This is a genomic window from Streptomyces sp. JJ36, from assembly GCF_021696945.1.
GTDB lineage: Bacteria > Actinomycetota > Actinomycetes > Streptomycetales > Streptomycetaceae > Streptomyces.
The window spans coordinates 1-12,149 of the sequence record NZ_JACYHE010000017.1 but is presented as its reverse complement, the minus strand read 5'-3'; the positions used below and the strand labels follow the sequence as shown (position 1 = coordinate 12,149).

General features: G+C 76.1%; 8 protein-coding genes. All 8 read right to left on the bottom strand.

The features are described 5' to 3' along the window. Positions 1-45: 45 nt before the first annotated feature. Positions 46-903 (bottom strand): precorrin-4 C(11)-methyltransferase, encoded by an 858-nt coding sequence (gene cobM / locus HOY81_RS09615; protein ID WP_237319840.1) that lies wholly within the window; start codon positions 901-903, stop codon positions 46-48. Next, positions 900-1,679: a precorrin-2 C(20)-methyltransferase gene (gene cobI / locus HOY81_RS09610; RefSeq protein ID WP_237319839.1), complete on the bottom strand. Its 780-nt coding sequence runs from the start codon at positions 1,677-1,679 to the stop codon at positions 900-902. Before cobI ends, cobM begins: the two co-directional genes overlap by 4 nt. Next, positions 1,643-3,079, bottom strand: a complete 1,437-nt coding sequence (locus HOY81_RS09605) for a cobyrinate a,c-diamide synthase (RefSeq protein ID WP_237319838.1) — start codon at positions 3,077-3,079, stop codon at positions 1,643-1,645. The genes cobI and HOY81_RS09605 overlap by 37 nt, the downstream gene beginning before the upstream one ends. A 49-nt stretch (positions 3,080-3,128) precedes the next feature. After that, positions 3,129-3,728: a cob(I)yrinic acid a,c-diamide adenosyltransferase gene (gene cobO / locus HOY81_RS09600; protein WP_237319837.1), complete on the bottom strand. Its 600-nt coding sequence runs from the start codon at positions 3,726-3,728 to the stop codon at positions 3,129-3,131. Continuing rightward, entirely contained in the window at positions 3,728-5,869 is a 2,142-nt protein-coding gene (locus tag HOY81_RS09595; protein ID WP_237319836.1) for a putative cobaltochelatase, read from the bottom strand. Before HOY81_RS09595 ends, cobO begins: the two co-directional genes overlap by 1 nt. A gap of 169 nt (positions 5,870-6,038) precedes the next feature. Continuing rightward, on the bottom strand, positions 6,039-9,689 hold the full coding sequence (gene cobN, locus HOY81_RS09590) for a cobaltochelatase subunit CobN (RefSeq protein ID WP_237319835.1): 3,651 nt from the start codon (positions 9,687-9,689) through the stop codon (positions 6,039-6,041). A 154-nt stretch (positions 9,690-9,843) separates the two neighbouring features. Continuing rightward, positions 9,844-11,397: a cobyric acid synthase gene (locus HOY81_RS09585; RefSeq protein ID WP_237319834.1), complete on the bottom strand. Its 1,554-nt coding sequence runs from the start codon at positions 11,395-11,397 to the stop codon at positions 9,844-9,846. Then, a partial coding sequence (locus HOY81_RS09580) for a CobD/CbiB family cobalamin biosynthesis protein (protein ID WP_237319833.1) occupies positions 11,394-12,149 on the bottom strand: 756 nt, incomplete at its 5' end. The genes HOY81_RS09580 and HOY81_RS09585, both read right to left, overlap by 4 nt.

The window sequence follows — 12,149 nt, the reverse complement described above, 5'->3', positions numbered from 1 at the left end:
CCCGGCGCACGGGGTGTGCCGGAGCCGCCGTCGCGGCCCGGACGGTCAGTCACGGCCCGCCCGCCGCGCCCGCAGGGCGCGCCGCGCCGCCGGCTCGGCACGCCGGTAGCCGTGGAAGTGCCCCGGGTGGTAGAGGTGCGAACGGGTCCCCGAGGCGGACAGCGCCGGGCCGACCAGGAAGAGCGTGTGCTTCCACAGCCGGTGCTCCTTGACCGTCTCCTCCAGCGTGCCCACGGTGCAGCGCAGCAGCAGCTCCTCCGGCCAGGTCGCCTGGTACGCCACCACGACCGGCGTGTCCTCCGGGTAGCCGCCCTCGCGCAGCTCCGCGGCGAGCTGGCCGGAGCGCGCCGCCGAGAGGAACAGCGCCATCGTGGTGCCGTGCCGGGCGAACTCGCGCACCTCCTCCCCGGGCGGCATCGGCGTCTTGCCGCCACCGAGCCGGGTGAGGACCACCGACTGCGCGACCTCCGGGATCGTCAGCTCCCGCCCCGCCAGCGCCGCCACGGCGGAGAACGCCGGCACGCCCGGCACGATCTCCACCTCCAGGCCCAGCTCGGCGCAGCGGTCCACCTGCTCCTGGGTGCCGCCCCACAGGGAGGGGTCGCCGGAGTGGATCCGTGCCACATGCAGCCCCTCCCGCGCGGCCCGCGCGTACACCGCGACCACGTCCTCCAGGGACATCGCCGCGGAGTCCAGGACCTCCGCGTCCGGGCGCGCGTGCTCCAGGACCGCCTCCTGCACCAGGCTGGCCGCCCAGATCACCACGTCGGCCTCGGCGATCGCTCGCGCGGCACGGAACGTCAGCAGGTCCGCGGCACCGGGCCCGGCGCCCACGACCGTCACCCTGCCCCGCGCCGCCGCCTCGGCGGCCACGGGCTCCGTCGTCGTCCGGTCCCCGGTCACAGTTTGCCTCCCCGGGCGTCGCGTCGGGCGGGTGAGAGAAGAGTGGAGAGATACGGCAGCGGGCCGTCGGCCAGCGACGCGGCAGGGCGGATCGACTCGCCGGGCAGCCCCAGCGCGGAGCCCCACACCGAGCCCTGCGTACGGCCGGTCTCCTCCAGCGCCCCGGCCACCTCGGCGGCCAGCCGCCCGAACTTGTAGGCCACCACCGTGCCCGGGCCGTCCAGCGCCTCCCGCAGCACGCCCGTACCGGCGGTCACCGGCACCAGCGTCAGCGGCTCCGTGCCCTCCGTCAGCACCGCGCCGCTGCGTGCGGCCAGATCCTGCATCGCGGTGATCCCGGGCACCGTCTCAACCGCCAGTCCCGGGACCAGGTCGCGGGCGGTCTGCGCGAGATAGCCGAACGTGGAGTAGACGTTCGGGTCGCCGATGGTGGCGAAGGCCACCGTGCCGTGCTCCCGCAGCAGCCCGGCGACCCGCTCGCCCGCCGCGTCCCAGGCCGCCTCCCGGCGCGCCCGGTCGCTGCGCTCGTTCAGCGCGAACACGACCCGCACCACCTTCGCGGCGTCCACATGATGCAGCACGGTGGCCTCCGCCCGGCCCGTGCCGCCGTCCTCCATCACGGGCACCACCACCGCCGCGGACTCCCGCAGCGCGCGGACGCCCTTGACGGTCACCAGCTCCGGGTCGCCGGGGCCCACCCCGACGCCGACCAGCCGGAAGTCCGTACCGCTCACGCCGGTCACGCTCTCGCCGCCCTTCCCGCTCCAGCCGTCCATGCTCCACACCTCTCCGCGAACCGGCGGGCCAGCTCCGGAGCCCCGGCCCAGTGCACATGCAGATAGGAGGCGTGCACCCGCCCCCGTACGAATCCCTCGGTACGCCCGCCGCCCCCCGGCGAGGAGACCGGCACCAGACCCCAGGCGGGCTCCGCGCCCGCCCCCGGCTCCAGCACGGTGCGGTGGAACTCGTGCCCCCGCGCCCGGGTCCCGGCCGCGGCGAGCACGCTGTCGCTCACCGCCACCGCCTCCCGGTAGCCCAGCGTGAGCCGGTCCGTCATCCGCGCCGTGGCGTCCAGCACACCGCACATCGGCACCCCGTCCAGCTCCCGGGCGAGATACAGCAGCCCCGCGCACTCCGCCGCCACCGGGCCACGGAACGCGGCGATCTCCCTGCGCAGCGGTTCGTTCGCCGCCAGCGCCGTGGCGTGCACCTCCGGGAAGCCCCCGCCGAGCACCACCCCGGCGGTGTCCTCCGGCAGCGCCTCGTCGCGCAGCGGGTCAAAGACCGTCACCTCCGCCCCCGCGGCGCGCAGCAGTTCGGCGTGCTCGGCGTAGGAGAAGGTGAACGCGGGACCGCCGGCCACCGCGACCAGCGGCCCGGCCTCGCCGGCGGCGGGCGCCTCCCGGGCGGTGGCGGCCGTGCCGACCGCCGCCTCCGGCGTCCACCGCCCGCCGGGCAGCGGGGGAGCGCTGCGCGCCAGCGCCAGCAGCGCGTCCAGATCGCACCCCGTGCGCACCCGCTCCGCCATGGCCTCCACCGAGGCCACCGCTTCCGCGCGCCGCTCCGCCACCGGCACCAGGCCCAGGTGCCGGCTCGGGGTGCCCACCGCGTCCGTACGGCGCAGCACGCCCAGCACCGGCACGCCCGCGCCGTCCAGCGCCTCCCGCAGCAGCTCCTCGTGCCGTCCGGAGCCCACCTTGTTCAGCACCACCCCGCCGATCCGCACCTCCGGGTCCCAGGAGGCGAAGCCGTGCACCAGCGCCGCGACCGAGTACGACTGCGAGGACGCGTCCACGACCAGCACCACCGGTGCCCGCAGCGCCTTCGCCACCTGCGCCGTGGAGGCGTGCTCGCCCGGCCCGCCCGGTCCGGACACGCCGTCGAACAGGCCCATCACGCCCTCCACCACGGCCACCTCGGCCCCCGCCGCGCCGTGTGCGAAGAGCGGGGCGAGCAGCTCCGTACCGCACAGGTGCGCGTCGAGGTTCCGTCCCGGACGGCCCGTCGCCAGCGCGTGGTAGCCCGGATCGATGTAGTCCGGGCCGGCCTTGTGCGGGGACACCGCCAGTCCACGGCCTGCCAGCGCGGCCATCAGCCCGGTGGCCACGGTGGTCTTGCCGCTCCCCGAGGCGGGTGCGGCGACGACCAGCCGCGGCACCCGTGTCGCCTCCGTCATTCCCGCCCCCGGCCCGGCGTCCGGCCCGGCAGCGGTATCCGCGCGCGGCTCACCATTCGATGCCCCGCTGACCCTTCTGGCCCGCGTCCATCGGGTGCTTCACCTTGGTCATCTCCGTCACCAGGTCCGCCGCGTCGATCAGTTCCTGCGGCGCGTACCTGCCGGTGATCACCACGTGCTGGGTGCCCGGACGGTCCCGCAGCGCCGAGACCACCTCGGCGGTGTCCACCCAGCCCCAGTGCAGCGGGTAGGCGAACTCGTCCAGCACGTACAGCCGGTAGGTCTCCGCGGCCAGGTCCCGCTTGACCTGCTCCCAGCCCTCCCGGGCGGCGTCCTCGTTGCTCAGCTCCGCGTCCCGGCGGATCCAGGACCAGCCCTCGCCCATCTTGTGCCAGGCCACCGTCCCGCCCTCGCCGGAGTCGCCCAGCACGCGCAGCGCCCGCTCCTCGCCGACCTTCCACTTGGCCGACTTCACGAACTGGAACACCCCGACGGGCCACCCCTGGTTCCAGGCGCGCAGCGCCAGCCCGAACGCCGCCGTGGACTTGCCCTTGCCGGTCCCGGTGTGCACCGCCAGCAGCGGCCGGTTGCGGCGCTGCCGGGTGGTGAGCCCGTCGTCCGGCACCACACTCGGCTGTCCCTTCGGCATTACGCGGCCCTCCTCGCCGTCCTCGGATCCTGAACACCCTGCAGGGAACGCACGAGCCCGGTCACCGCGTCCGCGCGCAGCCCGTCCAGCGTGACGGCCGTGCCGTCCAGGGCGGCGGCCAGCTCACCGGCCAGACCCAGCCGTACCGGCCCCGACTCGCAGTCCACCACCACCGAGGCCACACCGTCGCCGGCCAGCAGCCGTGCCGCCTGCCGCGCCCGGGCCACCGGCCCCTCCGTCCCGGCGCCCCGCCGGGAGGCACCACCGGGGGACCCACCGTGCGCCGCAGGGCCCGCGCCCGTCGCGCGCCCGTCGGTCACCGCCACCAGCAGCGGCCGGCGCCCCGGGTCCCGCAGCCGCTCCACCCGCAGCACCTCCCGCGCCCGGAGCAGCCCCTCCGCCAGCGGCGTCCGGCCGCCGGTGGGCAGCGACTCCAGCCGGGCCGCGGCGGCGTCCACCGAGGAGGTCGGCGGCAGCGCCACCTCCGCGCCGTCCCGGCGGAAGGTGACCAGGCCGACCTTGTCCCGGCGCTGGTAGGCGTCCAGCAGCAGGGAGAGCACGGCGCCCTTCACGGCGCTCATCCGCTGCCGCGCCGCCATCGAGCCGGAGGCGTCGACGAGGAACAGCACCAGATTCGACTCCCGCCCCTCGCGCACCGCCTCCCGCAGATCGTCCCGGCGCACCAGCAGCCCCGGGCCGTGGCGGCCCCGCGCCCGCTGGTGCGGCGCCGCCGCCTGCACCGTCGCGGCCAGATGCAGCCGGCTCAGCGCACCTCGCGGACGCCGCGCCCCGGTGGTGCGCCCCTGGGCCGTACGGGCCCGGGAGCGGCGTCCGGCGGTGCCCTCCCCGACCCCCGGCACCGTCAGCGCCCGGGCCCGGAAGGGCTCGCCGGCGGCGGCCGGGGCCTTCTCGCCGGAGCCGCCCTCGCCCGGGGCCGGCCCCGCGGACTCCTCCGGCCGCTGCTGCTCCGGCTCCTGCTCGGCGCGCTGACCGGGCAGTCCGGGCCCGCCGGCGTCGCCGGAGTCCGCGCCGTCGCCGGAACCGGGGCCGTCACCGCCGTCGTCCTGCGGCGGGGCGCCGCCGCCCCCGTCCGGGCCGTCGGGACCGCCGGGGTCCGGATCGTCGTCCGGCCCGGCGTTCTCCCGCAGCGTGTCGTCCAGCTTCTCCTCGTCCAGGCCGGGCGCGTCGAACGGCGCCCGGCGCCGCCGGTGCGGCAGCGCCAGCAGCGCGGCCTGCCGCACGTCCTCGGCCAGGACGTCCGTACGGCCCGCCCAGGCCGCCAGCGCGGCCGCGGTGCGGGCCATCACGATGTCGGCCCGCATGCCGTCCACCTCGAAGGCGGCGCAGGTGGCAGCGATCTGACGGAGCGCCGCGTCCCCGAGCCGGACCCGGGGGAGCAGGGCGCGGGCGGCCGTGATCCGCTCCCGCAGCTCCGCTTCCTCGGCGGCCCAGCGGGCGGCGAAGCCCTCCGGGTCCTCCTCGTAGGCGAGCCGCCGCCGCACGACCTCCACCCGCTCGTCGGTCTCCCGCGAGGCGGCCACCTCGACCGTGAGCCCGAACCGGTCCAGGAGCTGCGGCCGCAGCTCGCCCTCCTCCGGGTTCATCGTGCCCACCAGCAGGAAGCGCGCCGCGTGCCGCACGGACACGCCCTCGCGCTCGACGTGCACGACGCCCATGGCGGCGGCGTCGAGGAGGGAGTCGATGAGGAAGTCCTGAAGCAGGTTCACCTCGTCGACGTACAGGATGCCGCGGTGGGCCTGGGCGAGGAGTCCGGGCTCGTAGGCCTTCACGCCCTCGGAGAGCGCCCGCTCGATGTCCAGCGAGCCCACCAGACGGTCCTCGGACGCCCCGACGGGCAGTTCCACCAGCCGGGCACCGCGCCGGACGCCGCGGCTGTCGTCATGCCGGCCGTCGGGGCAGTCCGGGTCCGGAGCGGCTGGATCGCAGCAGAACCGGCACCCGGGAACGACGGCCAGCTCGGGAAGGAGGGACGCGACGGAGCGGACCGCCGTGCTCTTCGCCGTTCCCTTCTCGCCTCGTACGAGTACACCACCGATACGGGGGTTCACGGCGTTGAGAAGGAGACCGAGCTGAAGATCCCGCATGCCGACAAGAGCGGTGAAGGGGAAGGGGGTGGTCACCCGGAGATCCCTCCTTGGAGTGAATGAGTGCTGGTTGTCGTGGCGAGTCCCGGCGGCCCGGGGGGCAGGGTGCCGTCCGCCTCGCGCACGCGGGAGTGGTCCGCCGCTCCACGAGCACCTCGCCGAGCTGCTTCTGCGGCCGCTGTACCTGCGGGGACGGGGGCGGCGCTCACTCGTCGCCCTCCAGATCGCCCTCGAGCTCCAGATAGGTCGCCCGCAGGTGCTCCAGCGTGGCCGGGTCGGGAGCGGCCCACAGACCCCGCTCCGCGGCTTCCAGCAGCCGCTCGGTGATGCCCCGCAGCGCCCACGGATTGGACCGCCGCATGAACTCCTGGTTCTCCGGAGCGGCGACGTACTCCGCCGCCAGCTTCTCGTACATCCAGTCGTCCACGACCCCGGCCGTCGCGTCGTAGCCGAAGAGGTAGTCCACGGTGGCGGCCATCTCGAAGGCGCCCTTGTAGCCGTGCCGCCGCATCGCCGCCATCCAGCGCGGGTTGACCACCCGCGCCCGGAAGACCCGGTGGGTCTCCTCGCCGAGCGTCCGCGTCTTCACCTGGTCCGGGACGGCGCTGTCCCCGACGTACGCCTCGGGGGAGTCCCCGGTGAGGTGCCGCACCATGGCGACCATGCCGCCGTGGTACTGGAAGTAGTCGTCTGCGTCCGCGATGTCGTGCTCCCGGGTGTCGACGTTCTTCGCCGCCACCTGGATGCGCCGGAACGCCGTCTCCATGTCGCCGCGCGCCGGCCGCCCGTCCAGACCGCGCCCGTAGGCGTAGCCGCCCCACACCGCGTACACCTCGGCCAGGTCGGCGTCCGAGCGCCAGTTGCGTGCGTCGATCAGCGGCAGCAGCCCGGCCCCGTACGCGCCCGGCTTGGAGCCGAAGATGCGGGAGGTGGCCCGGCGGCGGTCGCCGTGCGCCGCGGTGTCCTCGTCCGCGTGCGCCCGTACGAAGTTCCGCTCCGGCGGCTCGTCCAGTTCCGCGACCGCCCGTACGGCGTCGTCCACGAGCCCCACCACGTGCGGGAAGGCGTCCCGGAAGAAGCCGGAGATGCGCACCGTGACGTCGATCCGCGGCCGCTCCAGCTCCTCCAGCGACACCACCTCGAAGCCGGTGACCCGGCGCGACGCGTCGTCCCACACCGGGCGGGTGCCGAGCAGCGCCAGGATCTCGGCGATGTCGTCGCCCTGGGTGCGCATGCAGGAGGTGCCCCACACGGTGAGGCCGACCGAGCGCGGGTACTCCCCGGTGTCCTCCCGGTGCCGGCGCAGCAGCGAGTCCGCCAGCGCGCTGCCGACGTCCCAGGAGAGCCGCGAGGGGATGGCCTTCGGGTCGACGGAGTAGAAGTTGCGGCCGGTCGGCAGCACGTTCACCAGCCCGCGGGTGGGCGACCCGGACGGGCCGGCGGGCACATACCCGCCGTCCAGCGCGTGCAGCACGTTCCCGATCTCGTCCGTGGTGCGGTCCAGCCGGGGCACCACCTCCGCGGCGGCGAACTCCAGCACCCGTACCGCGTCCGGGGGTTCCGTCCCGAGCACGCCGCGGACCACCGGGGCCGCCGCCTCGCGGGCCCAGTCGCGCGCCTCCATCGCCCCGGCGAGATCCCGGGCCAGCCGCTCCAGCAGGTCGATCGCGTCGGACGCCGTGCGGGCCGGCCCCTCCGCCAGCGCCGTCAGCTCCTCCGGCACCGTCACCCGGGCCCCGGGCTCCGCGAGCAGCTCGGACTCGACCAGCCCGAAGTGCCCGGCCAGCGCCGCCCGCAGGCCGGGCAGGGCGCCTCCGACGCCGCCCCACACCTGGGCGGACCGCAGCACCGCCAGGGCGAGGTTCACCCGGGGCTCGCCCACCGGGGTACCGCCCAGGATGTGCAGACCGTCGCGGATCTGCACGTCCTTGATCTCGCAGAGCCAGCCGTCGATGTGCATGACGAAGTCGTCGAACTCGTCCTCGTCCGGCTGCTCCTCCACATGCAGGTCGTGGTGGAGCTCGGCCGCCCGCACCAGCGTCCAGATCTGGCTGCGCACCGCCGGCGCCTTCGCCGGGTCGAGGTCGCAGACCAACGCGTACTCGTCGAGGAGCTGCTCCAGCTTCGCCAGGTCGCCGTACGAGTCGGCGCGGGCCATCGGCGGCACCAGGTGGTCCACCACGGTGGCGTGACCGCGGCGCTTGGCCTGCGTCCCCTCGCCCGGGTCGTTCACGATGAACGGGTAGACCAGCGGCAGATCGCCCAGCACCGCGTCCGGGGCACAGCCCGCGGAGAGCCCGAGGCCCTTGCCCGGCAGCCACTCCAGGGTGCCGTGCTTGCCCATGTGCACCACGGCGTCCGCGCCGAAGGTGTGCTCCAGCCAGCGGTAGGCCGCCAGGTAGTGGTGCGAGGGCGGCATGTCGGGGTCGTGGTAGATGGCGATGGGGTTCTCGCCGAAGCCGCGCGGCGGCTGGATCATCACCACGACGTTGCCGAACTGCAGGGACGCCAGCACGATGTCGTCGCCGTCGACGTAGAGCGAGCCGGGCGGCTCGCCCCAGTGCTCGGTCATCGCCTCCCGCAGCGCGGGGTCCAGGGTGGCGAACCACTCCTGGTAGTCCTTGAGCGGCACCCGGGCCGGCGCGGCGGCGAGCTGCTCCTCGGTCAGCCACTCCACGTCGTGCCCGCCGGCCGCGATCAGCCGGTGGATCAGCTCGTCGCCCTCGGCCGGGTGGCCCTCGACGCCGTACCCGGCGTCGCGCAGCGCGTCCAGCAACGCCACGGCGGAGGCCGGAGTGTCGAGCCCCACGGCGTTGCCGACCCGGGAGTGCTTGGTGGGGTAGGCGGTGAAGACCAGGCCCAGCCGCCGCTCGCTCTTCGGCACCGACCGCAGCCGGGCGTGGCGCACCGAGATCCCCGCGACCCGCCGGGCACGCTCCGCGTCGGCGGCATAGACCGGCACGCCGTCGGGCCCGTCCTCCTTGAAGGAGAACGGCACGGTGACCAGCCGCCCGTCGAACTCCGGGATGGCCACCTGCATGGCGGCGTCCATCGGGGACAGGGCCGCGTCGGACTCCTCCCAGGCCGCCCGGGATCCGGTGAGGCACAGGCCCTGAATGATCGGCACGTCCAGCTCGGCCAGGGCGCCGATGTCCCAGGACTCGTCGTCACCGCCGGCCGAGGCGTCGCTCGCCCGGCTGCCGCCGGCCGCCAGCACGGTGGTCACCAGCGCGTCGGCGCGGCCCAGCAGTTCGTACAGCCCGGGGTCGGCGCCCCGGAGGGAGCCGCAGAAGACCGGCAGCGCGTTCGCTCCGCGCTCCTCCACCGCGTCGCAGAGCACGTCGACGAAGGCGGTGTTCCCGGAGAGCTCGTGCGCCCGGTAGAAGAGCACCGCGACGGTGGGGCGCGCCGGGTCGTACCGCCGGTCGCCGCGGACCCCGTACGCGGGCATCGGCTCCGGTGCCGCGAAGCCCTCGCCGCTCATCAGCACCGTGTCGGAGAGGAACCGGGCGAGTTCCGCGAGGTTCCGCGGGCCGCCCTCCACCAGGTACTTCAGGGCCTCGGCGACCACGCCGGCGGGCGCGGTCGACTCGCCCATCAGCTCGGCGTCCGGCACCGCCTCGCCGCCGAGCAGCACCGTGGGGACGCCGGAGGCGCGCAGCGCGGCCAGTCCCTCCTCCCAGGCGCGCTTGCCGCCGAGCAGCCGTACGACGGCCACGTCGGCCCCGTCCAGCAGGCCGGGCAGCTCCTCGGTCACGTCGACGCGGGTGGGGTTGGCGATGGTGTACGAGGCGCCGGAGGCGCGTGCGGCGAGCAGATCCGTGTCGGCGGTGGACAGCAGCAGGACGGTGCTCATGCGGCGGCTCCTCGGGGGCAGCGGGGTCGGCGGTCGCGGGGTGCGGCGGGGCGGTGGGCGGCGTGGTGGTTCACGGAGGTGCCGGCGGCGCCGGGGCGCCCGCTGCGGTGCGGTGCCCGGCGGGGCAGGCGGTGCGGGACGCGGGCGGCGGGACTCACGGCACCCCCGGCGGCAGGAACGGCAGCCCGCCGGGCGGGCCCTCCTCGATCAGCCGGAGCAGCGCGGCGGTGTCCGCGTGCTCCTCTATCAGGTCCCCGAGCCGGTCGAGCTGTTCCTCCCGGAGTGCGGCGAAGCAGGTGTCCGGGGCGGGGACGAAGGCACGGCCGGCGTCGGCGGCGATGCGGCGCAGGAAGGCGCGCCGGAAGCCGTCGCTCTCCAGGGAGCCGTGCCAGTGGGTGCCCCAGACCGGACCGACCCGGCAGCCGTCCGGCTCCCCGCCGTCGTCGCCGGTCATCACCGGTTCGCCGCCCCGTACGTCGGCGACGCCGTGGTGGATCTCGTAGCCGGTGACCCGTTCGCCCAGGGCGTGGCCGGAGGGCCGGGCCAGGGTCTTCTCCGGGGCGAACCGCACGCGTACGGGCAGCAGCCCCAGCCCGTCCACGGTGCCCGCGCGGGACTCCACCTCGTCCACGATGCGCTCCCCGAGGAGCTGGTAGCCGCCGCAGATCCCCAGCACCGGGCGCCCCTCGGCGGCGCGCCGGGCCACCGCGCCGGCCAGGCCGCGTTCCCGCAGCCAGGCCAGGGCGCGGACGGTGCCGCGGGTGCCGGGGATCACCACCAGGTCGGCGTCGGCGAGCTCCTCCGGCCGGTCGGTGAACCGCACCACCACGCCGGGCTCGGCCGCCAGCGCGTCCAGGTCGGTGAAGTTGGACATCAGCGGAACCGGCAGCACCGCGACCCGCAGCACGTCCGCGCCGTGCGGCGGCGCGGTGTTCGCCTCCCGTACGGTGCCGCGCAGCGACACGCGCAGCCCGTCCTCCTCGTCGATGCCCAGTCCGTGCCGGTACGGCAGGACGCCGTAGGTCTGCCGGCCGGTGAGCGTGTGCAGCGTCTCCAGGCCGGGCCGGAGCAGCGAGACGTCGCCGCGGAACTTGTTGACCAGATAGCCCGCGAGCAGCGCCTGGTCCTCCGCGGCCAGCAGCGCCGTGGTGCCGAAGAAGGAGGCGAAGACGCCGCCCCGGTCGATGTCCCCGACGACCAGCACCGGCAGCCCGGCGGCGCGGGCCAGGCCCATGTTGACGATGTCGCTGTGCCGCAGGTTGATCTCGGCGGGGCTGCCGGCGCCCTCGCAGATCACCGCGTCGTGGCCGGCGCGCAGCTCGGCGAGGCAGCCGGTGACCGTCTCCAGCAGTGCCTGCTGCCGGCCGGCGTGGTAGCCGCGGGCGCTGAGTTCCCCGACGGGCCGGCCCAGCAGCACCACCTGGCTGGTGCGGTCGCCGCCGGGCTTGAGCAGCACCGGGTTCATCAGGGCGCTCGGTTCGGCGCGCGCGGCGGCGGCCTGCATGGCCTGCGCCCGGCCGATCTCGGCGCCGTCCCGGGTGACATGGGAGTTGAGCGACATGTTCTGCGCCTTGAAGGGCGCCACCCGCAGGCCCTTGCGGGCCAGCCAGCGGCAGATGCCCGCGGTGACCACGCTCTTCCCGGCGTCCGAGGTGGTGCCGGCGACCAGCAGCCCGCCGCCGCGCGCTCCCGCGGATGCCGTGCTCATCGTCCCTCCCCCGTGGTCCGGCGGGCCCCGTACGCGCCGGCGGCGCGGGCGGTGAGCGTCACGGCCAGCGCCAGCACGCACACCCGGCGGGAGAGCCGGACGGCCCGTGCGATGTCGGCCGGGACGGGGTCCCGCCCGGCGGGGTGGAGCACCGGGCGGTGCTCGACGCGTCCGCCGTAGGAGAGAGTGCCGCCCAGCCGGACGCCGAGCGCGCCCGCGAAGGCCGCCTCCACGGGGCCGGCGTTGGGGCTGGGGTGGTGCGGCGCGTCGGTGCGCCAGGCGTGCAGCGCCGCGCGCGGGTCGGGGCCGGCGAACACCGCGAGCAGCGCGGTCAGCCGCGAGCCGGGAGCGCCGGCCAGGTCGTCCAGCCGGGCCGCGGCCCAGCCGAACCGCCGGTAGCGCGGGGACCGGTGACCCGTCATCGCGTCCAGCGTGTTGACCGCGCGGAACGCGGCCAGGCCGGGTACGCCCGCGGCCGCTCCCCAGACCAGGGCGCCGACCACGGCGTCGGAGGTGTTCTCGGCCACCGACTCGACGACGGCGCGGGCGATCCCGGCCGCGTCGAGCGCCTGCGGGTCCCGGCCGCACAGATGCGGCAGCCGGGCCCGGGCGGCGGCCAGGTCACCGGCCTCCAGGGCCCGCCCCACGGCGCGCGCCTCGCGGGCGAGCGAGGCTCCGCCGAGCACGCTCCAGGCGGTGGCGGCGGTCAGCGCGGCCGTCATGGCGGCCGCCGGGCGGGCGCGGCGCGCGGC

Coding starts and splice junctions, on each gene's coding strand:
- HOY81_RS09605 (WP_237319838.1), bottom strand. CDS start 3,079: ATGACGGAGGCGACACGGGTGCCGCGGCTGGTCGTCGCCGCACCCGCC.
- HOY81_RS09585 (WP_237319834.1), bottom strand. CDS start 11,397: ATGAGCACGGCATCCGCGGGAGCGCGCGGCGGCGGGCTGCTGGTCGCC.
- cobO (WP_237319837.1), bottom strand. CDS start 3,728: ATGCCGAAGGGACAGCCGAGTGTGGTGCCGGACGACGGGCTCACCACC.
- cobI (WP_237319839.1), bottom strand. CDS start 1,679: ATGGACGGCTGGAGCGGGAAGGGCGGCGAGAGCGTGACCGGCGTGAGC.
- cobN (WP_237319835.1), bottom strand. CDS start 9,689: ATGAGCACCGTCCTGCTGCTGTCCACCGCCGACACGGATCTGCTCGCC.